The following is a 23,583-nucleotide window of genomic DNA, read 5'->3' as shown; positions in this document are numbered from 1 at the left end:
ATTAAGTTACCAATAAATTTTCAATCAATTGCATTTGCTTTAACACAGAACCTTTATTCTCTGCCACAAACTTTTTAGCCTCATGAGCCTTTTGTTGGCGTCGTGCAGGATCAGATAACAAACCAATAACTTGTTCGGCTAACTCTGTGGCGTTATTTACCTGAATTTCCACATTTCGCTGTTTAAGCTGTTCAGTAATGGTTGCAAAATTAAACGTATAAGGACCGGTTAATATGGGTAAACCAATGGCAGCGGGCTCTAGAGGATTTTGTCCGCCCTTTTCCACTAAGCTTCCCCCCACAAAAGCCAGATCAGCAGCCGCATAAAATATAAGCAATTCTCCCATGGTATCGCCGATAAAAACATCGACATCACTTATTTCAGCGTCATTATGCTCACTACGCTTGATAATCTTATAAGCCTGCCTGCTATAAAGTTGCTCAAGTTGAGGAACGCGATCCACATGTCGTGGAATAGAAACTAATAACAAATCTGGGAAAGAACGGCGTACCTGTGTAAAAGCTTGGAGGATAAGCTCCTCCTCGCCAGGATGCGTGCTGGCAGCAATCCACACTAGCCGATTTTCTCCCCAGATTTTCCGCCATCGCTGAGCCTGTTCAGATAGTTGCAGGGGAAGCGTCAAATCAAATTTAAGACTCCCCGTCACCTGGATTTTTTCAGCTGGAAAACCTAAAGCGATAAAACGATCGGCGTCCGCTTGAAACTGTGCAGCAATGACATCGATGCTTTTTAACATTTTTCGTATGACGGGTAAAATACGTCGATAGGCTTTAGCGGAGCGCTCAGATAAACGAGCATTGACAAGGACTACTGGCACTTGATACAACTGACACATTGCTAAAATATTGGGCCAAAGCTCTGTTTCTAATAAAATTAATAATTTTGGTTGTAACGCATTAAAGAATTTTTTTAAAACTAAAGGTAAATCATAAGGAAAATAAAGCTGGGTTACACTATTGCCCAATTCAACGCGGATACGTTCAGCGCCTGTTATCGTTTCATTGGTTACAGTAATGGGCGTGCCCGGGTAACGTTGCTGTAAAAGCTTGATCAATGGTATCGCTGTCATGGATTCGCCGACTGAAACGGCATGTATCCAAATGCCACCGGGTGAGAACGGGCGTAAGCCGAGTCCTAGACGCTCATGCCAAAATTGCAAACCATTAGGGGTTTTACGATTTTTTAGCCATAAACGCAATAAAATAAACGGCAACAATAAATAAAAAATTATTGTATATAAGAATCGCATGACTTAATAAAATTATAATTAGATATTCTAAGGGTCAGCTTATCGCTTATTCAACTTTAAGACAAGATAATATCCTGTTAGTCTTATACCCCTTGGTAGAGTGCCGTATTGCAATTTTTATGGGTTAGGTTTAAGCATGAATAGTTGGGGCAAACTCGTTGGCGGGTTTTTTGGGTTTCTTCTTGCGGGGCCATTCGGGCTTATATTAGGTGTCATTATTGGACACCTTTTTGATCGTGGCCTTACGCAAAACCAGGGCTGGACCTTTTCCTCGGTCAACCCAAGCACCGCACAACAAGTTTTTTTTGATAGCACATTTTTAGTGATGGGACATATTGCAAAGCTAGATGGAAGGGTTTCTGAGGCAGAAATTCAAGCTGCCAGAGCCATCATGAGCCGCTTAGGTCTTACCGAAACCATGCGCCAAAAAGCTATCGACCTTTTTAATCTGGGCAAACAAGCCTCGTTTAATTTAGAAGAAACCCTAAAAAAACTGGTGCTAGCCTGTCATCGTAATAAGGTATTACTTAAGCTTTTTGTCGAAATACAAATGCAAACTGCCTTAGCCGAGGGCCATCTCACAGCGGATAAGCAAAGAGTATTACAGAAAATCTGTCAATATTTAGGTTTTGCGCCACTCAATTTCACCTTTTTTGAGCATCTTTTTAATTTTGAGCAAGCCTTCCGCCAGCAATCTTCCGGGCAGAGACAACAAGGATACTACCAATCTTCGCGCTCACCTCACCAGCTGAATCTAAGAGATGCCTATGCTATCTTAGGTATCTCTGAACAAGCATCGCCGGCCGAAATAAAAAAAGCCTACCGAAAACAAATGAGTCAACATCATCCTGATAAATTATTGGCTAAGGGTTTACCTGAAGAAATGATAAAAATAGCGACTGAAAAAACTCAAAATATTAAGGCTGCCTACGATCGTATTTGTGCTGCTAAGGGGATATGATGCGTGACTTAATTATTTCCGCCTCAATTTTATCCGCCGATATGGGCTGCTTAGCTAAGGAATCGGCTGCGGTTTTACAAGCAGGTGCCGATAGTTTGCATATCGATGTTATGGATAATCACTTTGTACCCAATTTAACCTTCGGTCCATTAGTCTGTCGTGCTTTACGCAAACATCTACCTAAGACTTTTCTTGATGTGCATTTAATGGTAAACCCAGTCGATCGTTTAATTAATGGCTTTGCTGAAGCCGGTGCGGATCAAATCAGCTTTCATCCGGAAGCCAGCACCGATGTCGTTAAAAATTTAAAACAAATTCGTCATTTAGGCTGTAAAGCAGGCTTAGCTATCAATCCACAAACACCATTAAATTGCTTAGATAATCTATGGGAATATTTAGATTCACTATTGATGATGTCGGTTCATCCGGGCTTTGCTGAGCAACATTTTATTCCTGAAGTTTTAAATAAAATTTCAGCTGCCAAACAGTTACTCTCAACTCAGAAATCTACTATTCGTTTAGGTGTGGATGGGGGAGTTAAAAAAAATAATATTGCTGAAATCGCCAAAGCCGGGGCAGATACTTTTATTTTAGGCTCAGGTATTTTTAATACTGAAGATTACTCCGTCACTTTATCCGAATTACGATCAGAATTAAATTTATAAGGAAAAATAATATGCGTCTCTTTTTAACCTCTTGTGTGCTCCTTTTTTTGTTAAGCGCTTGTGCTAGTACAGCAAACTATCAAAAGCAAATAGATAAATGGCAGGGAAAAAATATTCAAACCCTTATATCCAAATGGGGTGAACCTGATGCAGGGATCCAACTGCCCAATGGCCATAAAATCTATCAGTACACTCAAAAAACGATGTATTCTATACCTGATCCCAAACGCGCTCCTTTACGTACCAATAATGGCAATCTTTTCTCTAGTTATGATGAGCCTTGGAATACACACCAAACCATCATTCGTTCTTGTCGAACTTCATTTGAGACAACCGCCGACGGCCGTATTACCCATATAAGCTTTAAAGGTAATAATTGTGTATCGAGCAATTTTCTCCCTTAATAATCTGAGCTAAGACTGCACCAGGGAGCTAAAAAAAATTAATGAACAATAGAAAAAAAAGGAATCCAACTCCTCAAAAAAAAGATTCCATAAGCATACACTGGCTAATTTATTTTATTTTTTTGGGTTTTGCCTCACCTGGTTTGACAGCAGAACCGACTATGGCTCAACAGCTAGGTTGGATACCGAGTAAATTAGGTATTTGCAAAGGAGAGTATTTAGATCCTTTACAAGCCTATGCGAGAACCTCTTTAAGTAAAGTCAATCAAGCTTTTACGCATATTGATGCCGCGCAATCCCATTTTTCATTTGAAGGAACTTCTACTTTAAGTGGTAATGTCGTTATTACGCAACCAGGCCGTTTATTGTATGCCGATCAAGTTTATTTTTATCGTGATCCAAAAACAGGGAAAATTACTAATATGGATCTACTCGGTGAAATTAAGCTACATGAGCCTAATCTTTTAATCAAAGCAAAAAAGGCGCACTTAAATCTAAATAATCAAAGCGGTTATCTCACTGATATTATTTATCGTATCTTATTAAGAAATACCACGATATTAATGGGCAGCAACGAAGGCATGCCGATTAATGCTTGGGGATCGGCAAGTGCCGTGGAACAAACCGCTCCTGGTTTAATTATTTTACATAATAGTACTTATTCAACCTGTGCACCCATTAATCCGACTTGGAAACTTTCTGCTAAAAAAATAATATTAAATCGTGATACCGGCCGCGGCAAAGCCTACAATACTTGGTTAGATTTTCGTGGTACACCTATTTTATATAGTCCCTATCTTGCCTTTCCTATTGACGATAGACGTGAGTCTGGCTTTTTATTCCCAAATTTTGGAACTTCTTCGCAATCAGGAATAGGCATTGGATTTCCTTATTATTGGAATATGGCGACCAATTATGACTTTTTATTTACACCCACTGTTTTAAGCAAGCGTGGAGTACAATTGGGGGGTCAATTTCGTTATCTAACCCACCAAAGTCGCGGGCAGATCATTGCTAATTATCTTCCCTATGACCGAGCTGCGGCGCGGCTTGCGGATCAGATTCCTTTCCTTTATCCCAATACTAACCCATTGATTTATCCAAGCACCGCCAGAAAATCATTTACTTGGCAAGAACAACGGCTTTGGGCCCCACGTTGGACAAGTACAGTAAACTTTAATTGGGTCGGTGATGATTATTATCTAGAGGATTTTAACCAGCCTCCTAGTATCGCCATTAATCAGCTTGCACAACAAGCGCAATTAAACTATACCGGTGATATTTGGAATTTTACGACGAGTATCTATCGTTATCAAACGTTACATCCTTTAAATCAATCGCCTGTTAACAATCCTTATAATAGTTTACCTGAGATCGACTTAAATAGTACTACGCAAAATTTTCATGGGTTTAATGTTCAAATAAATAATCAATTGACTTATTTTCAACGTTTAAATAATCCCGGCGAGTTAGTTAAACCGCCGCAAGCACTCCGTCTTAATGTTTTTCCTTCGATCAGCTATCCCATGCGTAGTCAAGCCGCTTACCTTGTTCCTCGAGTTCAATTGAGTCTGACACACTATAATATAATGAATCAAGTAACGGGTTATAAAAGTGAAATCCAACGCACAACCCCTTTATTTAGTGTGGATAGTGGTTTGTATTTTGATCGTCAAACCCATTGGGGCGAACATTCCTATCTACAAACCTTAGAACCTCGTCTTTTTTATCTGAATGTTCCTTATCGTAATCAAAGTAATATCCCTATTTTTGATAGTGCACTTATGCCATTTAGTTATGACAGTCTTTTCATGACCAACCGTTTCAGTGGATATGATCGTATCGGTGATGCGAATCAAATTAGTTACGCATTAACTACTCGATTATTGGATCAATACACAGGTGAAGAAAAACTAAGAGCGAGTATCGGTCAAATCTATTATTTTGAAGATCGACGTGTCTTCTTATGTGGTCCATTAGAAAGACAACTAAGCGTACCTGGAACGTTGTGTGCTAATCCATTTACAGTCGTAGGAGCCACTTCGCCGACTGAAAAATTCTCTCCAATTGCAGGTCAAATCAATTACAATATCAATCCGCTATGGAGCACGACCGCCAACATTGCTTGGGATCCAACCAGTCACGACATTATTAATGCTGCCGCCAACGTACAATATCATCCTCACCCTAATCAGTTATTTAATATTAACTATGGGCGTATCCGTTTTGGCGATCTGTTTGTCACTACTCCACCTACACCACCGAATAGCCATCAGAATGATTTTAATCGACTAGGCTTTTCGTTCGCAACGCCACTTAAGCGTCAGTGGAGCACAGTGGGCGGTTGGAACTATAATTTTAGTCATAAATACTCGCAAAGCTTTTTCTATGGATTACAATATGATAGTTGTTGCTGGGCATTTCGGATTGTCGCCGGCCGCACTTTTTTTGCCTTAAATCAAAACAGTAGCCCAATATTTAGTAATGTAGTTTATTTCCAATTTCAACTCAAAGGCTTGAGTACCGTAGGTATCAGTGATATAACCAACTTTTTAACTAATAATATCCCTGGCTATACTGACAATTTTCAGTCTAGTGCAACCCACTTTTAGTAATGAGCGATTATGGACTTTCTTAAAAAAATTTTTCCATTTATTATTTTACTCAGCTGCTTAGTATCTGCTAAACCCTTATATGCCATCGAAACTTTGGATCGTATTGTCGCTGTGGTTAACAACCATGTCATCACGCAACAGCAGCTAAGTGAACAAATTGAAATGACACGACAACAATGGCTATCTGAAAATAAACCTATCCCAGATTCTGCAAACTTTCGCAAGCAAGTACTCAATCAGATGATAGACAATGAATTACAATTGCAATTAGCCGCTAGTTCAGGATTAAAAATTAATGAAGCTGCGTTAGATAAAACTATTATGGATATTGCGCGACGCAATGGTTTTACACTGGAACAATTAAAAGGAAAATTGCAACAAGAAAATATACCCTATGCCAAATATCGACAGCAAATTCGTCAACAACTTATCATTAATCGTCTGCAACAAGATGAAGTCGCTGCAAAGATTAACGTAACGGATCAAGAAACCAAGGATATGCTAGCACATATGCCAAAATCAGCTCCGCAAAAAACAGCTTATCATGTTGAAGATTTGCTGATTCCTTTTCCCAATAAGCCGTCGGCCGCTGATATTTCTCGTATAAAAGAAACCGCTTTATCCTTACTACAACAAACAAAACATGGAGTTTCCTTTCAAGAGTTGATTGGGAAAGCTAAGCAATTTAATCCGCCATTAAGCGGTGGTGATTTAGGTTGGCGCGCGCTTAACGATCTACCGGATATCTTTCAAGCCTCTGTGCAAAAACTTAAGCCAGGTGAGGTAACAGGACCCATTCAAGCCGACAACGGTTTTCACCTTATTCGCCTATTAGAAATGCATGGCGATAATTCAACCGCTCATTATGTGACATCCACACATACTCGACATATTTTAATTAAAACCTCTCCCTTACTTAATAATACGCAAGCAGAAAGACGCCTTAATGAAATTCGCGCGGACATTTTGCGCGGCGGAGATTTTGCTACACTCGCTAAAAAATATTCTCAAGATCCTGGATCTGCCTATAAAGGGGGTGATCTAGGTTGGACTTTACCGGGTCTATTCGATCCTACTTTTGAAGCACAAATCAAAAAATTGACCATTAATCAGATTAGTTTACCTTTCCAAACTCAGTTTGGCTGGCACATCGTGCAAGTTTTAGGTCGGGCGCAAAAATTACAAACGATGCAGAATGTTTCGCGAGAACAAGCTGCACAGTTAGTTTATCAACGTAAATTTCAACAAGCATTAAAAAATTGGTTACGTCAAATACGTAACCAGTCTTATGTAAAAATTTTGTAAATCAATACCGAACAATCTCTTGTTAAGCCATGCGTTTTTATTGTCATTAAGGACAGGCCTCTCGCTCTTTAAAACTTAAAAGGTAAGTGCTAATGAGAGCTTTTCAGCTATGAAAATTCAACGCGGCTTGAGATAAAATTGGCAGTTATCTAAATTTTCTTTAACCATTCCATCATCTCCGCAAACATAGAAACCGGTATCACGAAGTGCTCGCCAATTGCTATTGATCTCGTTTTCAATCGTTGCAGCATTAACACGTCTTGCGCCTTTTTTTGTCATAGGCAAAACAAGATATTTATTGTTTTTCTGTTTATAAATACACGTAAATGAAGCTGGTAGTTCTTGGGTTTGTGGATGGTAGTATGCCCCTGCAAATTTATCTACCCTGCTCTCTCCCGCATAAAATTTTTCAATTTTATTACTATGGCCTCTATAACGCAAAAAAAAGACTTTGTCAGCATCGGCATTCCTTTCAGCAAGCGGAAATCTCATTATGCCATTTTCGGCAATTTTTGTATTAATAGTTAAGGCATTAGGACAAGTATATCCCGAAACCGCTTGCATAATAGTCGTAAATAACAGGCTCAAGGTTGAATAATTGAATATTTTCATACGATTTAAAATCCTTTTTAAAGTTTATCAGCGCAAATTTCAACGAAAATTAAAAAATTGGTTACGTCAAATACGTAACCAATCTTGTGTGAAAAATTCAACCCTGAATAAAACTTAGTTATTTTTCATTGTGAATTTACATTCTTCAAGTATTTGTTCTTCTGGCATTTTGTTATAACCACAATCCTTTAAACCACCGCGAAAAAAATCGCTCCAAACACTACTATTCAGTTTAGCGACATCTATATTATCAACAGTGTTTGGTAACGCAGCCAAACTAAAACGTATCCCTCTTCTGTCTACATAGTCGCAATTAGCGGACGCATTTATCCCGCCCTGTTTCGTTTGAAAGTACACAGTATTAAGTTTCTTTACATTAGTTCTATTATAATGTTGAACCCTTTGGTTATTATTATTTCGATACTCAAAACCTTCACCTGCTATTCCATCAACAGGAAATACCATAGTTTGTCCCGCTTTTATTTTTTCATTAATCTGTTGAGTACTTGGACAAGAAAACTGGTTTAAGTTCGTACCAGTAAAAATTGATTGAACTGCCGCGAAAAATTGTAAGGCGGGAGTAAAAATATTTGTAAAAATCATGGTAACCTCTTTTTTTAAAATTATAGCTGTGAAAATTTAACATAAATAGGACGATTAGTTTATACATTGTTGAATATTTTTGAAATTTAATTACCTGACCATTATACAGTCAGGTAATTACGTATTAACGCGAAATTTTGAGACTAAATTGACACATATCTATACTTTCTTTAGGTTGATTATCGTCACCGCAAGAATAAATACCATCACGATAAAATCGACTCCAATTTTCATCGTTCGTAATCGATGAAGAATTCACTCCATCAACCCTTTTCTTTGCAGCCGCCAAAGAAAAAAACATTGATTGACCATCTTTATAAATACACGTTAATGATGAGTTTATATTTTCTAATGGTTCTTGATAATATATGGCTCCAATTTCTGTTGCTCTAGCGGTTCCATTATAAAATTTTTTAATTCGATTATTAAAATCTTTGTAACGCCAAAATGGACGTTCCCCTTCTACAAGTGGGAAACGCATGGGTTCTTTAGCATCTATTTTTTTATTAATCTCCGTAATATTAGGACAAGTATATCCTGATACCGCTTGTAAAATAGTCGTAAATAATAAATACCAAGTAGAATAATTCAATATTTTCATAAATTTTCCTTTTAATAATTTTAATAATTGATAATATTTTTTATAATAACAATCCTGCTTAATTAGTATGTTTTTAGGTTCACCTCCTTATATTTCAACGGGACTTAAGATAAAACTGGCACTTTTTTAGATCTTTTTTGACATCCGTTTCCTCTCCGCAAACATAGAGACCATCACTGTGAAATATTTTCCAGTGCTTACAATTAGCTTCTATCGCTGAAGTATTGACTCGCGAGGTTCCTTTATCTCCCATTAATAAAGAAAAAAACTTTTTGTTTTTATCTTTATAAAAGCAAGTTAAGAATGGACTTATAAAAGGGGTGGGTTTTTGATACCATATAGAAACAATTTCTGCTGCATGACTGTCTCCGTTATAAAATTTTTTAATTTGATTAGTATGGTCTCTGTAAAGCCAAGCATAACCTCGACGTGTTGGGATAACACACTGCGCTAATGGGAATCGCATGGTTTTATTTGCATCTATTCTTGAGTTAATCGTGGCTATATTAGGACAGGTATATCCGGCTACAGCTTGCAAAATAGTGGTAAAAAACAAACTCCATGTAGAATAATTAAATAAATTCATGGGCAATCTCCTTTTAAATATTAATATCCTTATTGATCTGTTTTTATAACAATTATTTTTTATAAAAAATAATTTTCGATTCTGATAATAATATAAAATGTTAGATAATTGCTAATTATAATATGAGAAGGTGATGATTTATTAGAAAATAATTAAAATTAGAAATCTAACTTATTTTTATAAATAAATGTTTAAATTAAAATAAAGATCTAATTAGATTAGATTCCTCTAATTGGCTTTGGCTGTTCAAATTTATTATTATTTTCTGATTCAAATTTTTTAGTAAAAAAATGGGGGCGCTGATAGTTTGCTTCAGCTACCTCTTTAGTTAAAGGCGGTTGTGTGGCATTAATAATCGATTCTTTGCGGCTAGCTAGTTCGGTTGGTTGCGTTTCATTTTTTAAGGATTGATTACCACTAGGGCCTGGTTGCTGCTTAGGAGAAGCAAAGACAACTTCTGACTCTCTAGCAATTGATTCTGTAGAGTTAATCCCTAATTTAGAATTAACCGTTGTTAGTTGTTCTTCTATTTTTTCCGCTTGTATTTGAATTTGAGTTAATTGAATTTTAGTTATCCAAGTAAAACGCGGTGACTGATCTTTTGAATAGGTCCCAAGATAAATACTATGCCAAATGTCCTGATTTTTAGGACTGAGATCGGTATAAAATTTCTTTAAACTATTTGATAAATTTTTGTAAAAACTATATGTAACCTCATCTCGATGACGTGATGGGGTGTTATATTTGTTTTCAACTAGCTTAGATATATTAACTATTTTTTCTAAGGAATTTAAATTATTGTTGGCCAATAGCTTTCTTAATTTTTGAATGCCGTCAGGGGCGCGGGTAAAAATATGTTTGGCTTTGCCATTCCAAGCCTCGTTTTCCACACAAACTTTTAATTGTGATAAAATTTCTTTTAAGCAAATATCATATTCTTGGTAAGCAGGATGGAATTTTATTAAAAAAATGTTAAGTTTATTTAAACTCTCATCACTATAAGACAACCCGTTAATCTTGCTAGTAGCTCCAGCATATTTTACTACTTTTAATGTCTCAAATGCCTCAGATAAAAATGTATCTGGTTTTTTGTCGCAATAATGTAAAACAAAACTTTCTGCCAAATGAGAAAATACTTCAAAGTCTTTTTCGCTAGGAAGCCAACCTTCTATGCTATCGTTTCTACAATGTACCTGACTTAAGTGTTCCGTTAACCACGCATCTTTCAATTCTTGCAAATTTATTTCTTTTAAAAATTTAAAAAAAATATCTAACAACTGAACAATCATTATCCGTTTCTCATCTTCCGTTAAAAAAATTGTATTTTTTGTCGACATCTCATCTAACATAGAAAATCTCTTTTTTTATTGTTTGGTTTATTTAGCGTGACGCACGCCCTATTAAATTATTTAAAATGCGCGTACTATGCCCGCTAAATATAAAATTTAATTTTAGACTTGATCTTATATTACCTATCAAGACTTAAATGAAACTTAAATACAGAAATTACTTGTTTATTTTTGGATTAATTTATGCATTAAAACATAAATAGTTGTTATCCGTGACTCAACTGTTGGCTGTTCGGCGATGAAACGTAAACGCGAGGGGCCATCCAATTTGTATTGGGATGGATTTTTCTGAATTAACTGGATGATATCTGCAAGACAAACATTTGGATTTTGATTAAATTCAATGCGACCTCCCTGAGGTCCGGAGACAATTTTTTTAATACCAATTTTTTGCGCAAGTAATTTCAATTCGCTTAATTGAAATAGATTTTTCAGTGCTTGCGGCAATAAACCAAAGCGATCGATCATTTCGACTTGTAATTGTTCTAATTCTTGAGCATCTTTTGCATGAGCAATGCGTTTATAGAGTACTAAACGGGTATGCACATCCGGTAAATAATTTTCTGGAATTAATGCTGAAATTTGCAAATCAATTTCTACCGCATGAATAACTAGTTTGAGCGCCGGCTCTTTACCTGATTTTAGTGCAGCTACGGTTTGTTCGAGTAATTCCATATACAATGAAAAACCTATGGATTGCATATTGCCACTTTGCTGTTCGCCTAAAACTTCACCCGCACCTCGAATTTCTAAATCATGCATGGCCAAGGTAAAGCCTGCACCAAGATCTTCTAAAGAAGTAAAGGCTTCTAAACGCTTCATAGCATCCGCTGTCATAATTTCTTTAGGCGGTGTCATTAAATAGGCATAGGCTTGATGGTGAGAGCGTCCTACACGGCCACGTAATTGGTGGAGTTGGGCTAAACCGAACTTATCCGCTCGATCAATGATAATGGTATTAGCTGACGGGACGTCAATTCCGGTTTCGATGATGGTCGTGCATACTAGTACATTAAAACGTTGATGATAAAAATCTGCCATCACACGTTCGAGTTGAGTTTCACGTAATTGACCGTGTGCTACCTGAATACGTGCTTCTGGCACTAATGCCTCTAATTCTCTGGCTGTTTTTTCAATACTATCGACTTGGTTATGTAAAAAATAAACTTGGCCTCCACGAAGTAATTCCCGCAAAATGGCTTCACGAATTACACTGGTATTACGCATTTGTACAAAGGTTTTAATCGACAAACGTCGCGCAGGTGGCGTGGCAATAATCGATAACTCACGCAAACCGGATAAGGCCATATTTAAGGTACGCGGTATTGGCGTCGCGGTTAAACTTAAAATATCTACTTCAGCCCGTAAAGCTTTTAAACGCTCTTTTTGTTGTACGCCAAAGCGATGCTCTTCATCAATAATCAATAAACCGAGCCGAGGAAATTGTAATTCTTTGCTTAATAGTTTGTGTGTTCCTATCAAAATATCGATTTTCCCCATTTGCAAGCGTTCTAGAATTTTTTTCTGTAATGCAACACTTCGGAAACGTGAAATCATTTCAATCTGCACTGGCCATTCAGCAAAACGATCACTAAAATTTTGATAATGTTGTTGGGCCAATAATGTCGTTGGAACCAGTATGGCGACTTGTTTATTGGATTGCACAGCTAAAAATGCAGCGCGCATCGCAACTTCTGTTTTGCCAAAACCGACATCGCCACAAATTAATCTATCCATGGTGCGTTCTGAGGTCATATCCTGGATAACCTGTTGGATAGCTTGTTCTTGATCCTGTGTTTCTGTAAAAGGAAATTGTGCCGTAAATGCTTGATAATCATGCTCAGGCAGATGAAAAGCATAACCCTTATGCGCTGCGCGATGGGCATAAATATCGAGTAATTCCGCAGCAACATCACGCATTTGCTCAGCAGCTTTACGTTTCGCTTTTTCCCATTGATCAGAGCCCAATTGATGTAAAGGGGCATGCTCACTATCATTGCCACTATAACGACTAATTAAATTAAGTGAAGATACTGGAACATATAATTTTGCTTTTGCAGCATATTCGACTACCAAAAATTCATTTTCTTGATCATCTATTTTTAAATGTTGTAACCCTCGATAACGCCCTACACCATGATCGATATGAACAACCGGATTACCTTCGGTTAACTCCGCTAAATTTCGAATAATTGTACGCGCATCTAAACCTTTAGTTTTAGTTTGACGTTTTTGAATAATCTGATTACCAAATAATTGTGCTTCGGTAATTAATGCCAAAGGTGGCTTTTCTAGATAGAAGCCTTCTTCTAATGGCGCAACAGTGATATGAATACGTTCAGAAGCATGCAGAAATTCTTGCCAAGTCTCACAACGATGAACGTCTATAGAAAATTTATTGAGTAAATCCAACAACACTTCCCTACGACCTGCACTTTCCACACAAAATAAAACACGAGCCTTAGGATCGTTTAGGAATTCATTTAGAAACGTATTTAAATGCTCTAAAGGCTGTTCAAGCTTATGATCAACCGTTAAATTAGGAAAGCTCTTGACGAGCGTATGATAAGTATCAGCAGACTGCGTAGGCGCTTGCTGCAACAAAATCCTTGGAAATTCCTTTAATCGAGTAAATAATGCATCGACTTCCACATAAAGTTGTTGGGGGGCTAAAACGGGCCGCTCTATATCATGCCTAAGCTGTTCGTAGCGCTCATTAATTTCCTTCCAAAAATTTTCTGCTGCTAGCTGAGCATTATTAATTTGTAAAATTAAAGCTTTTTTTGGCAAATAATCAATCAATAATTGTGTTTGCGGAAAAAATAACGGTAGATAATACTCTATTCCAGCGGGTGCGCGCCCTTCGCTCACCGCTTCATACAATGGACAATTTAAGGGGTTTCCGACAAAATTTTCGCGCCATTGTTGGCGAAAAAAATTGATTGCGGATTCTGACAGAGGAAATTCACGTGCGGGAAGCAAATTTATTTTTTCTATTTTCTCTATTGAGCGTTGTGTATCGGGATCGAAATGGCGAATACTATCCACTTCATCATCCGCAAAATCAACCCGAAAAGGTAAATCACTACCCATCGGGAAAATATCTAAAATGGACCCGCGCACAGCAAATTCACCTCGTGTCAAAACTTGCGATACGCAGTGATAACCACCTAATTGTAAATTTTTTCGCAGTTCCTCGATAGATCTTTTTTCGCCACAAGTAATACTCAAGCTTGTCGCTCTTATATAACTAAGTGGAGCAATACGTTGCATTAAGGTGGTAATAGGTACCAATAATAATGCCCGCTTGATGTCATGTAATTGAGCTAAAGTCGAAAGTCGTTGCGAAATAATATCTTGATGAGGAGAGAAATGATCATAAGGCAATGTTTCCCAGTCAGGAAAATTCATAACTGTTAACTGCGGCGAAAAAAACTTTACTGCGGCTTCTAGCCGATTTGCCATTAGGTTATCGGGTGTAATTACTAAAATTGCACCTTCGTAGCTATCGGTTATCTGATTTAACGCTAAGGCAAGACTATCTTGCTGTAGATTACTTAAACGTAAACGCTGATTTGGTTCAGTGGGAATGGAAAAATTTAAAAATTCAGAAATAGACATAAAGTTTAGTTTATTTTACTTTTTTATGTAGACCAACAACAAAGAAATTGCCGCAGGAGTAATACCAGGAATACGTGATGCTTGTCCCAAATTTAATGGTTTGTGTTGAATTAATTTTTCTCTCACTTCATTCGACAGTCCTTTAACTAAGTTATAATCTAAATTAAGTGGTAAATTAATATTTTCATAACGTGCTTGTCGTTGAATCTCCACTAATTGTCGATCAATATAACCTTGGTATTTAGCTTGAATTTCTATTTGCTCTGCAATAGCCGAATCGACAATTCCTGGACCCAGGCCTTCTACTTTCATTAAATCAGAGTAACTTAATTCTGGTCGTGTTAATAATTCAGAAACACGATAATCTCGCGTTAAAGCTTGTCCTAAATGCGATTCTAGGGCCTTACTTACAGTCGTGTTGGGTTTAATCGAAAGTTGTTTTAAGCGTTGTTGTTCTTGTTCTAATATATAGCGCTTATCATTGACGCTTCGCCAACGAGCTTCATTGATGAGTCCTAATCGATGAGCGGACTCACTCAAACGTAGATCAGCATTATCTTCACGCAACAGCAAACGATATTCAGCTCGACTGGTAAACATCCGATAAGGCTCGAGCGTACCTTGTGTAATCAAATCATCAATTAGTACACCGATATAAGCTTCATCGCGACGTGGACACCACGCTGATTTTTCTTGCGCTTTTAAAGCAGCATTTAAACCAGCAATAAGTCCTTGTGCTGCAGCTTCTTCATATCCGGTTGTTCCATTGATCTGACCTGCACAAAATAAATTTTCTATTATTCTAGATTCCAAAGACTGGAAAAGATCGCGCGGATCAAAAAAATCATATTCGATTGCATAACCGGGACGTGTAATGTGCGCCTGCTCTAACCCCTTAATACTGAGTATTAAATCGCACTGAACATCAAAGGGCAGGCTTGTCGAAATACCATTGGGATAAACTTCATGCGTATTAAGTCCTTCAGGTTCAAGAAAAATCTGATGGGATAATTTATCCGCAAAACGCACCACTTTATCTTCGATAGAAGGACAATAACGTGGGCCTACACCGTCTATTACGCCACTGTAAATAGGCGAACGGTCTAAACCCGAACGAATAATCGCATGAGTTTTTTCATTAGTGTGAGTGATAAAACAGCTTATTTGCGCAGGATGTTGCTCTATCTTTCCTAGATACGAAAATACCGGCAAGGGACTATCACTCGGTTGTTCTAATAGAATGGAATAATTAATCGTGCGACCATCTAAACGCGGTGGTGTACCTGTTTTTAAACGCTTAATGCGCAAAGGCAACTGACGTAATTTTTCTGCTAAGGAATTGGCTGCCGGATCACCTGCACGACCTCCTTGCGCTTGTTGTAAACCTATATGAATTTTACCCGCTAAAAAAGTACCTGCGGTCAATACCACCGCTTTTGCATAGAAGTGTAATCCCATTTGTGTTACCACGCCTACGATGCGATTAGACTCAAGGATTACATCATCGACACTTTGTTGAAAAATAAATAAATTAGCTTGATTTTCTAAGGCAGAACGAATCGCTTGTTTGTATAAATTACGATCCATTTGTGCCCTTGTGGCTCGCACCGCAGGACCTTTGCTGGCATTCAGTGTACGCCATTGTATTCCTGCCAGATCCGCTGCATGGGCCATAATGCCACCTAACGCATCAACCTCTTTTACTAAATGACTTTTTCCTATGCCACCTATGGACGGGTTGCAAGATAATTGGCCCAGGGTTTCAATATTATGGGTTAATAATAAAGTAGACGCGCCTAAACGCGCCGCTGCCAAAGCCGCTTCAGTGCCGGCATGACCTCCACCGACAATAATGACATCATATTCTGTAGAAAATGGCATAATTTTTAAATTTTTGTTAATTAACTATAGTTTTCTAACGAAAGTTAGGGCAATATATCGGTTTTTAATACCGTCTCTCAAGAGGAAATCCAATGACAAGATTACCTGTATTGACTGCCCTGGCTAGCTTACTCATCAGTTCAAACGTCCTGGCTGCACAGAGTACCCCTCCAGTTACGGTTAATCAACTCAAAACCACAGCTACTTTTCCAAAAATAGTTAGTAAATCCCCTGTACTAAAGACCACAAAAGGTCAAATAAGTTATAGTATCGGCGCCGATTTGGCTGAAAATTTTAAAGAACAAGGCATTGATGTCGATCCGATTGCTTTAGAAAAAGGATTGGCCGATGGCTCTCACGGAAAAACATTATTAACCCAAGCGCAAATGGCGGATATTTTGAAAAACTTTCAACAAGAATTGATTAACAAGAAACAAGCAGAATTTAAAGATATTAGTCTTAAAAATAAAGAACTAGGCGATTCTTTTTTAGCGGTTAATAAAACAAAACCAGGTGTTATAACCACTAAAAGTGGCATTCAATATAAAATAATTAATGCCGGCAGCGGCGAGAATCCAACAGATGCTTCCATGGTTAAAGTTGAATATACCGGAAGTTATATTAATGGTACTGTTTTTGAGAAATCAAAAGAACCTGTAACCTTTCCCTTAAATAATGTGATTCCTGGTTGGATAGAAGTTTTAAAGATCATGAAACCAGGCGCAACCTATCAAGTCGTTATTCCTCCACAACTTGCTTATGGTGAGCATGGTGTTGATAAAGCGATTGGACCTAATCAAACACTCGTATTTACTATTCATCTTATTGAAGTGAAGAAAAACGCATAAATTTGTTTAATCCATCATATTGAAGACTTTTTACTCATAGTATATGAGTGTCTCTATGGTGGATTAAAATAAAATGATCCCTTTCGTTAACTTGAATGTCCTTGAACTTAAGCTATACTGGATGAGATAAAAATTAATGGAAATATTTTTTTAATATGCTTATTCAAGGAGGCAAACATGAATCCAGAAGAGCTAAAAGGAAAATGGCACCAAATTAAAGGTAAACTTCGCGAGCAATGGGGGAAGTTAACCGATGATGATTGGGAACAATTGCATGGCGATAAAGAAAAGTTAGTTGGAAAAATTCAAGAACGATATGGTATTAGCAAAGAACAAGCGCAAAAAGATCTGCATGAATTTTTTAATAAACACAAAGACCATCATTAAGAACTTGATGCTGAAAAAACAGCTAGTTCTGTAATCAAAAGCATTTTTCGTCATTGCGAGCACCCTAGGTGCGTGGCAATCCAGTGAAACGCTTAATTTTTTCTGGATGGCCACGGCCTCACTAAAGTTTCGGCCTCGCCATGACGGACTATTTTTCATTTTCCTCCTTATAGAACTCATTTCTTTTAGCAACAAAATTTGCTAATTTTACATAATCACTAACATCCAGTTGTTCTGGTCGTAATGTCGGATTGATTTTTAACTCTGCAAATTCTTGTTCTTGTAACCAGTTAGCTAAATTATTACGTAGCATTTTACGTCGATGATTAAATGCATTTTTTACTATTTCAGCAAATAGCAAGGGCTCATTGGCTTTATAAGGTAATACTTTATGGGGAATAAGCCGAATCACCGCCGAATCTACCTTTGGGGGTGGTTGGAAAGCGCCTGATTTCACATTAAATAGTTTTTCTACCTGACAATAATACTGAATCATCACGCTTAAACGACCATAACTAGCTTGTCCCGGGTGTGCGTTTATCCTATCCACTACTTCCTTCTGCAGCATAAAGTGCATATCTTGAATAATGCTGGCTTGTTCAAGACAATGGAACAATAAAGGGGTCGAAATATTGTAAGGAAGATTTCCCACTAGACGCCAAACTTGCTCAGTCTTGCTCAAGGTATGAAAATCAACTTTTAATACGTCACCTTGATAAACAATTAATTCTCCAAGCGCTGCACATTTTTCTTCTAGTAAGGGAATGAGGTCTTTATCTAGTTCTATTACGGTTAAACTTTTAAGATGTGGCAACAGTCGTTCGGTTAGCGCACCCAAACCCGGACCGATCTCAAGCATATGATCGGTTTTTTTTAGGTGCGATCGCTGATATGATTTTGTCAATAACAAAACCTTCGTGCAGGAAATGTTGACCGAAGCGCTTACGTGCGGGTAGTGGTAGCATTATTTATATCACACTGCTTCTAAATCAATAATTAGAGCCGATAAAAACCGCGCCGCCTCACCACCAGTAATTACACGATGATCCACGGTTAAAGATAAAGGCAATTGTTTATGTACACTTATTTTTCCTGCTTCGGCAACAACTTTTTCATTAATCCGTCCAACGGCTAAAATCGCAACCATAGGTGGAATAACAATAGGTGTTGCATAACGACCTGCAAAAACACCTACATTGGATAATACAAAAGTTGCTCCTAGTAAATCATCAGGTGAAATACTACGATTTTTTACTTCGAGTTTAAATTTATCGAGTGTTTTTCTTAAATTGACTGCGCTCTCTTGCGCAACATTTTTTAAAACTGGAACGAATAAGCCCTCGGATGCATCCATAGCGATACCTAGATCAATCCGACTATGCTGACATACGGCTAACTGTGATTCATCAAACCAAGCATTGAGTCGTGGCTCACGCTGACAAGCGGCCATAACCGCACGAATCAGACGTAAAGTAATGTCTGTTTTTTCTGGCCAAGCATGGATATCTGCATCGTCGACCAACGTTATAGGCACGATAGATTGTTGCGCTTGTTTCATTGTGCTTGCCATTACACGACGAACGCCGCGTAATGGTTCATAACCTGGTGGAGGTGAAGATAAGGTATTGGATTTAGATATTTTTTCTTTGCTGGATTTTTGCTTTAACATTTTTTCGACGTCGGCTACCAGAATTTGTCCATCAGGACCCGTTCCCTCACAATCGTTTATATTAATTTGGAATTTTTTTGCTAATGCTCGAATAGCCGGCGTTGCTTTAATCCCATTCTGATGTGGCATTGATGTTTGCTTAGGTTGTATCCCTAAAGGAGATTCTTCAAGAATAGCATCACCTAATTGCAAATTTCCAACCACTGTTGCTTGGTCAATGTCTTTTTTAGTTGAATTTTCCCCTTCAATATCTATTAAAGCATTTCCTGTTTTAATGATATCACCTGCTTTACCAAAAAGTTTAGTTACTCTACCGCTAAAAGGCGCAGGAATATCTACTAATGCTTTTGCAGTTTCCATCGCAACCATAGGCTGATCAACTTTAATAACGTCATTTAGCTGGACGTACCATTCTCGAATTTCAGCATCTGGTAAGCCTTCACCTAGATCAGGTAAGTTAAACGTCGTCATGTAAACTCCAATGTTTGCTCAATCACATTGTAAATTCTGGTGACACTGGGTAAATATTGTTTTTCTAATTGCGCATAGGGAACCGTTACGTCATAACCGGTAACTCGCTGTAGGGGTGCCTGTAAAAAAAGAAATGCTTTTTCACTCAATTGAGCTGCAATTTCTGCACCAACACCACAAAAACGGGCTGCTTCATGGATAATGATGCAGCGCCCAGTTTTTTCTACGGAGGTTAAAAGCGTATTAATATCTAAAGGCTTTATCGTAGCAACGTCAATAACTTCAGCATATAAACCTTTTTCTTGTGATAACTTATCTGCAGCTAATAAAGTTTCCTGCAACATCGAACCCCAGCTAATCAAAGTAATATCGTTCCCTTCTCTTAAAATAAAACTTTTATCTAAGGGTAAAGCTTCGCCGGTATCGGCTACTTTTTGTTTGTTTAAACGATACAGCCGTGTGGGTTCCAAAAAAATAACCGGATCAGGATTACGGATCGAGGCCAGCAATAAACCATAAGCGCGTGCCGGTGATGAAGGAATCACCACACGTAAACCTGGAATATGCGCGAAAAGGGCTTCGGTACTTTCAGAATGGTGCTCAGGTGCATGGATCCCCGCACCATACGGCATACGAAAAACTAAAGGGCAATGTAAACGTCCTCGAGTACGATTACGAAAGCGCGCCGCATGATTGATAATTTGATCTAATGCCGGGTAACTAAATCCCATAAATTGAAATTCAGCGACCGGTTTTAAGCCTTGTGTTGCCATACCAATCGTAAGGCCGGCAATCATAGACTCGGCTAAGGGTGTATCCAAAACACGATCGGCACCAAATTTTTTGAATAATTCAGTGGTTGCTCGGAATACACCGCCGTTAATACCAATATCTTCGCCTAATAAAACAACTTCTTTATCAATTGCCATTTCGTAGGCCAATGCTTGTGTAATCGCTTCTATCAATGTTATTTCAGACATTGACAAGATCCTTGCTTAATATAAACAATGCTTCAGCTTCAATACGTTGCTCGATTAAATCATGCGGCAATTCTGCAAAATGATAATCAAATATATCAGTCACCGCAGGTTTAACTAAAGAAAGATATTCAGTTACAGCGACTTCGATTTTTTTTTCACATTCCTTTTTAAAACTTTCCTCTTCAACATCCGACCAGCTTTTCTGATTAATTAAATAATTTTTTAAACGCCTTAAAGGTTCTTCTTGCCATGCTTGCTGTAATTCTTCTTCACGACGATAACGGCTCGCATCATCGGCAGTAGTATGGTCACATAATCGATAGCTTAAAGCTTCAATGAGACTCGGACCATGTCCATCACGTGCTTTAGCAATTGCCTTATCCATCACAAATTTCGTGGCAATAACATCATTTCCATCCACCTGTTCACCATGAATTCCAGCAGCAATAGATTTTTGCGCTAAAGTTTGAGCATGAGATTGGTGTTTACGCGGCACAGAAATTGCCCATTGATTATTATCAATGACAAATACAATAGGTAATTTCCAAACACCCGCGATATTTAAGGCTTCATAGAAATCACCTTCAGAAGTGGCGCCATCTCCGCAGGTTGCTACAACCACTCTTGCTTGTTTGCGAAGTTTAAAAGCGGTCGCAACACCTGCGGCATGCAAAAGCTGAGTGGCTATCGGCACGCAGATAGGAAAATCTAAAGGACATTCACTAAAATGATTGCCCCATTCATTCCCTTTCCAATAACTAAGAATCTCACTCATTTTTACACCACGCATCAGTTGCGCAGCATAATCACGGTAAAAAGGACATAAGACATCTTCTCTTTGCATGCTCGCACCTATGCCAACGGAAATGGCTTCTTGTCCGAGTGTCGAAGCATAGGTATTGAGCATACCTGTTCTTTGCAAGGCCACCGCTTTGTAATCGAAAAGACGCGTGCACATCATTTGCTGATATAGTTTTAATAATTCGTGAACATTTTGCGTAAATGCTGGCAAATCTTGTTGAATTTCGCCCTTAGGATCCAGAAAACGAGTATACTCGATAGAGAATCTCGCAACCTCGCTCATATTTAACCTCTTTTAAAAAGTACTAGCCGATCGAAATATTTTTTTTAAATACTATTTAATCGTGACTCAGCCAAGCTATCAGCCACCATACTGGGGGGTTTATTTTCCTCATGCGCACACTTAAATATTTCTAAGAGTGTACTATAAATTGTTTGAATGTGTTGCACCACATGTTCCCGATTCAAGCGATTTTGATATTCCGCATAAGCGTATATCAAACCCCCCGCATTAATAACATAATCCGGTGCATATAAAATCTCTTTTTGATGTAGTACCTCTGCATGTCGTGGTTCAGCTAATTGATTATTAGCTGAACCTGCTACAATCACTGCGTTGAGTTGAGAAATAGATTCATCATTCAGAATCGCCCCTAAAGCACAAGGCGAAAAAACATCACATTCAACTGCATAAATCTCCTCAGGTTTCACAATTTTGGCCTGTAAATCTTTTGCATAACGTTGCATCAGTTCACTATTATTATCGCAAACTGTTAAACGAGCACCTTTTTTTTGCAATGCATTGGCTAAAGCAAAGCCCACATGTCCCATACCTTGAATGGCAACACGCACGCCTTCTAAATGATCAAGCTGAAGTTTAAATTTAACCGCTGCTTCAATTCCACATAACACACTTAGCGCGGTATAAGGTGCAGGATTCCCTTTATGCTTAGAAGTAGTTACGACATAGGGCGTTTCGAGTGCAATGCTATCCATATCTTCAATCACCACGCCACTATCCATCGCAATAATATAACGTCCCTTTAACTCATTCACAAAACGACCCAATGCGCGAAAATAAGCACTACGATCTTCCAATTCTTTAGGGCGCATTAACACAGTTTTACCTCCACCCAAAGGTAAATTGGCTAATGCTGCTTTGTAACTCATCCCCTGAGCTAATCGTAAGGCATCATGAATAGCAAAATCTATGGATGTATACTCGATAAAACGACAGCCGCCTAAGGCAGGACCTAAGCGTGTGCTATGTATCGCTACAATGGCACAAAGTTGATTAATCTGATCTATCTTAAAAAAAATTTCGCCAAAACCGAGTTTTTTTGCATAGCTTAGCAGCTCATCACTTAACATAAATAAACGTTGGTCCTTAAAATAACAACCTATTCTTTAAGTAATACTCATCGCATTTGTATGGAGGAGGACTTAGTCTATATACAAAGGATACCTCATCAATGCAAACGCGCGCAGGTGAGTGACATTCTAAGAGACTCTGCTATCGCTTGCAATGATTTCAATTCGCAGAAAAAGACGAACTGAACTCCTATGTTAAATAGATCATTTTTTCTGGATGCTACGGGCTCATTAATTTTTGCAAGATGGGAATTATATATTTTCTTTGAAAAACTCAATAAGTTTGGGTGATGTCCGTTTAAGCTCATTCGATCCACGTGTTATTTTAGCAATACTTACCTGCAGATCTTTAGCCATGTCTCTCTGCGTCTTTTCCTGTTTAAGTAATTCTTTTATAATTAAATAGCGTAAGGCTATGCTCTCTTTTTCTTCTTGGGTTAAAATAAAATCGAATAAAGAAGATAATACCTTTTCATTATCGGTCTTTAAGCACAATTTAATAAAATCGCGCCAACCTGCTTGATTCATATAATGTGCCTGTAAAAATCGATTAATATTCTATTATTGCAAAAGCAACCCTGTA

The 23,583-nt window shown here is 38.0% G+C and carries 21 protein-coding genes; 7 read left to right on the top strand and 14 right to left on the bottom strand.

Annotated features, from left to right (window positions below; translation table 11 throughout):
- Position 1: 1 nt before the first annotated feature.
- On the bottom strand, positions 2-1,270 hold the full coding sequence (gene waaA / locus AAHH40_RS01340; protein ID WP_342220335.1) for a lipid IV(A) 3-deoxy-D-manno-octulosonic acid transferase: 1,269 nt from the start codon (positions 1,268-1,270) through the stop codon (positions 2-4).
- Positions 1,271-1,406: 136 nt separating this feature from the next.
- Between waaA and djlA the strand changes: the two genes are divergently transcribed.
- Genes djlA through AAHH40_RS01315 form a run of 5 tightly spaced genes read left to right on the top strand, consistent with a single transcriptional unit; the run spans position 1,407 to position 7,220 of the window.
- Positions 1,407-2,231, top strand: coding sequence for a co-chaperone DjlA (gene djlA / locus AAHH40_RS01335; RefSeq protein ID WP_342220334.1), 825 nt, complete (start codon positions 1,407-1,409; stop codon positions 2,229-2,231).
- Complete coding sequence (gene rpe, locus AAHH40_RS01330; protein WP_342220333.1) at positions 2,228-2,896, top strand: ribulose-phosphate 3-epimerase; 669 nt, start codon at positions 2,228-2,230, stop codon at positions 2,894-2,896. Before djlA ends, rpe begins: the two co-directional genes overlap by 4 nt.
- Before the next feature lie 11 nt (positions 2,897-2,907).
- Positions 2,908-3,300, top strand: coding sequence for a hypothetical protein (locus tag AAHH40_RS01325; RefSeq protein WP_342220332.1), 393 nt, complete (start codon positions 2,908-2,910; stop codon positions 3,298-3,300).
- A gap of 41 nt (positions 3,301-3,341) precedes the next feature.
- Positions 3,342-5,912 carry an LPS-assembly protein LptD gene (locus tag AAHH40_RS01320; RefSeq protein ID WP_342220331.1) on the top strand — a complete coding sequence of 857 codons (2,571 nt, stop codon included), beginning with the start codon at positions 3,342-3,344 and terminating at the stop codon, positions 5,910-5,912.
- Between the two features lie 12 nt (positions 5,913-5,924).
- The gene (locus AAHH40_RS01315; RefSeq protein WP_342220330.1) at positions 5,925-7,220 is read left to right on the top strand and encodes a peptidylprolyl isomerase; all 1,296 of its coding nucleotides are present in this window, start codon (positions 5,925-5,927) and stop codon (positions 7,218-7,220) included.
- A gap of 117 nt (positions 7,221-7,337) precedes the next feature.
- Here the strand turns inward: AAHH40_RS01315 and AAHH40_RS01310 are convergent, their stop codons facing one another.
- The 7 genes from AAHH40_RS01310 to mnmG form a co-directional block, all read right to left on the bottom strand.
- Entirely contained in the window at positions 7,338-7,832 is a 495-nt protein-coding gene (locus tag AAHH40_RS01310) for a hypothetical protein (RefSeq protein ID WP_342220329.1), read from the bottom strand.
- A gap of 114 nt (positions 7,833-7,946) precedes the next feature.
- Positions 7,947-8,435, bottom strand: coding sequence for a hypothetical protein (locus AAHH40_RS01305; RefSeq protein WP_342220328.1), 489 nt, complete (start codon positions 8,433-8,435; stop codon positions 7,947-7,949).
- A 124-nt stretch (positions 8,436-8,559) separates the two neighbouring features.
- The gene (locus AAHH40_RS01300; RefSeq protein ID WP_342220327.1) at positions 8,560-9,036 is read right to left on the bottom strand and encodes a hypothetical protein; all 477 of its coding nucleotides are present in this window, start codon (positions 9,034-9,036) and stop codon (positions 8,560-8,562) included.
- 94 nt (positions 9,037-9,130) lie between these two features.
- Positions 9,131-9,622: a hypothetical protein gene (locus AAHH40_RS01295; RefSeq protein WP_342220326.1), complete on the bottom strand. Its 492-nt coding sequence runs from the start codon at positions 9,620-9,622 to the stop codon at positions 9,131-9,133.
- A gap of 218 nt (positions 9,623-9,840) precedes the next feature.
- Positions 9,841-10,899 (bottom strand): hypothetical protein, encoded by a 1,059-nt coding sequence (locus tag AAHH40_RS01290; protein WP_342220325.1) that lies wholly within the window; start codon positions 10,897-10,899, stop codon positions 9,841-9,843.
- Positions 10,900-11,136: 237 nt separating this feature from the next.
- Positions 11,137-14,592, bottom strand: coding sequence for a transcription-repair coupling factor (gene mfd / locus AAHH40_RS01285; protein ID WP_342220324.1), 3,456 nt, complete (start codon positions 14,590-14,592; stop codon positions 11,137-11,139).
- Positions 14,593-14,607: 15 nt separating this feature from the next.
- On the bottom strand, positions 14,608-16,473 hold the full coding sequence (gene mnmG, locus AAHH40_RS01280; protein WP_342220323.1) for a tRNA uridine-5-carboxymethylaminomethyl(34) synthesis enzyme MnmG: 1,866 nt from the start codon (positions 16,471-16,473) through the stop codon (positions 14,608-14,610).
- Between the two features lie 92 nt (positions 16,474-16,565).
- On the opposite strand from mnmG, the gene AAHH40_RS01275 reads away from it, so the two are divergent.
- Entirely contained in the window at positions 16,566-17,321 is a 756-nt protein-coding gene (locus tag AAHH40_RS01275; protein ID WP_342220322.1) for an FKBP-type peptidyl-prolyl cis-trans isomerase, read from the top strand.
- A 177-nt stretch (positions 17,322-17,498) separates the two neighbouring features.
- The gene (locus tag AAHH40_RS01270) at positions 17,499-17,708 is read left to right on the top strand and encodes a CsbD family protein (protein ID WP_342220321.1); all 210 of its coding nucleotides are present in this window, start codon (positions 17,499-17,501) and stop codon (positions 17,706-17,708) included.
- A gap of 148 nt (positions 17,709-17,856) precedes the next feature.
- Here AAHH40_RS01270 and rsmA read toward each other — a convergent pair whose 3' ends face one another.
- The 6 genes from rsmA to trpR all read right to left on the bottom strand — a co-directional run bounded on the left by rsmA (position 17,857) and on the right by trpR (position 23,528).
- A complete protein-coding gene (rsmA, locus tag AAHH40_RS01265; protein ID WP_342220320.1) occupies positions 17,857-18,612 on the bottom strand; it encodes a 16S rRNA (adenine(1518)-N(6)/adenine(1519)-N(6))-dimethyltransferase RsmA in 756 nt (251 codons plus the stop codon).
- A 69-nt stretch (positions 18,613-18,681) separates the two neighbouring features.
- On the bottom strand, positions 18,682-19,848 hold the full coding sequence (locus AAHH40_RS01260; RefSeq protein ID WP_342220319.1) for a dihydrolipoamide acetyltransferase family protein: 1,167 nt from the start codon (positions 19,846-19,848) through the stop codon (positions 18,682-18,684).
- Positions 19,845-20,828, bottom strand: a complete 984-nt coding sequence (locus AAHH40_RS01255) for an alpha-ketoacid dehydrogenase subunit beta (RefSeq protein ID WP_342220318.1) — start codon at positions 20,826-20,828, stop codon at positions 19,845-19,847. Before AAHH40_RS01255 ends, AAHH40_RS01260 begins: the two co-directional genes overlap by 4 nt.
- On the bottom strand, positions 20,821-21,912 hold the full coding sequence (pdhA, locus tag AAHH40_RS01250; RefSeq protein WP_342220317.1) for a pyruvate dehydrogenase (acetyl-transferring) E1 component subunit alpha: 1,092 nt from the start codon (positions 21,910-21,912) through the stop codon (positions 20,821-20,823). Before pdhA ends, AAHH40_RS01255 begins: the two co-directional genes overlap by 8 nt.
- Positions 21,913-21,956: 44 nt before the next feature.
- The gene (locus AAHH40_RS01245) at positions 21,957-23,000 is read right to left on the bottom strand and encodes an amino acid dehydrogenase (protein WP_342220316.1); all 1,044 of its coding nucleotides are present in this window, start codon (positions 22,998-23,000) and stop codon (positions 21,957-21,959) included.
- 252 nt (positions 23,001-23,252) lie between these two features.
- Positions 23,253-23,528: a trp operon repressor gene (trpR, locus tag AAHH40_RS01240; RefSeq protein ID WP_342220315.1), complete on the bottom strand. Its 276-nt coding sequence runs from the start codon at positions 23,526-23,528 to the stop codon at positions 23,253-23,255.
- Positions 23,529-23,583: the final 55 nt, after the last annotated feature.

This window comes from Rickettsiella endosymbiont of Miltochrista miniata, from assembly GCF_964031245.1.
GTDB lineage: Bacteria > Pseudomonadota > Gammaproteobacteria > Diplorickettsiales > Diplorickettsiaceae > Aquirickettsiella.
The sequence above is the reverse complement of the archived record's forward strand: the minus strand, read 5'-3'. Positions and strand labels throughout refer to the sequence as shown.

Bases quoted from the DNA above. Each gene is read 5' to 3' on its own strand.
- AAHH40_RS01320 (WP_342220331.1), top strand. From the start codon at position 3,342: ATGAACAATAGAAAAAAAAGGAATCCAACTCCTCAAAAAAAAGATTCC.
- rpe (WP_342220333.1), top strand. From the start codon at position 2,228: ATGATGCGTGACTTAATTATTTCCGCCTCAATTTTATCCGCCGATATG.
- AAHH40_RS01245 (WP_342220316.1), bottom strand. From the start codon at position 23,000: ATGTTAAGTGATGAGCTGCTAAGCTATGCAAAAAAACTCGGTTTTGGC.
- mfd (WP_342220324.1), bottom strand. From the start codon at position 14,592: ATGTCTATTTCTGAATTTTTAAATTTTTCCATTCCCACTGAACCAAAT.
- AAHH40_RS01295 (WP_342220326.1), bottom strand. From the start codon at position 9,622: ATGAATTTATTTAATTATTCTACATGGAGTTTGTTTTTTACCACTATT.
- pdhA (WP_342220317.1), bottom strand. From the start codon at position 21,912: ATGAGCGAGGTTGCGAGATTCTCTATCGAGTATACTCGTTTTCTGGAT.
- mnmG (WP_342220323.1), bottom strand. From the start codon at position 16,473: ATGCCATTTTCTACAGAATATGATGTCATTATTGTCGGTGGAGGTCAT.
- trpR (WP_342220315.1), bottom strand. From the start codon at position 23,528: ATGAATCAAGCAGGTTGGCGCGATTTTATTAAATTGTGCTTAAAGACC.
- AAHH40_RS01270 (WP_342220321.1), top strand. From the start codon at position 17,499: ATGAATCCAGAAGAGCTAAAAGGAAAATGGCACCAAATTAAAGGTAAA.
- AAHH40_RS01315 (WP_342220330.1), top strand. From the start codon at position 5,925: ATGGACTTTCTTAAAAAAATTTTTCCATTTATTATTTTACTCAGCTGC.
- AAHH40_RS01325 (WP_342220332.1), top strand. From the start codon at position 2,908: ATGCGTCTCTTTTTAACCTCTTGTGTGCTCCTTTTTTTGTTAAGCGCT.
- AAHH40_RS01305 (WP_342220328.1), bottom strand. From the start codon at position 8,435: ATGATTTTTACAAATATTTTTACTCCCGCCTTACAATTTTTCGCGGCA.
- AAHH40_RS01310 (WP_342220329.1), bottom strand. From the start codon at position 7,832: ATGAAAATATTCAATTATTCAACCTTGAGCCTGTTATTTACGACTATT.
- AAHH40_RS01275 (WP_342220322.1), top strand. From the start codon at position 16,566: ATGACAAGATTACCTGTATTGACTGCCCTGGCTAGCTTACTCATCAGT.
- AAHH40_RS01260 (WP_342220319.1), bottom strand. From the start codon at position 19,848: ATGACGACGTTTAACTTACCTGATCTAGGTGAAGGCTTACCAGATGCT.
- AAHH40_RS01255 (WP_342220318.1), bottom strand. From the start codon at position 20,828: ATGTCTGAAATAACATTGATAGAAGCGATTACACAAGCATTGGCCTAC.
- AAHH40_RS01300 (WP_342220327.1), bottom strand. From the start codon at position 9,036: ATGAAAATATTGAATTATTCTACTTGGTATTTATTATTTACGACTATT.
- djlA (WP_342220334.1), top strand. From the start codon at position 1,407: ATGAATAGTTGGGGCAAACTCGTTGGCGGGTTTTTTGGGTTTCTTCTT.
- waaA (WP_342220335.1), bottom strand. From the start codon at position 1,270: ATGCGATTCTTATATACAATAATTTTTTATTTATTGTTGCCGTTTATT.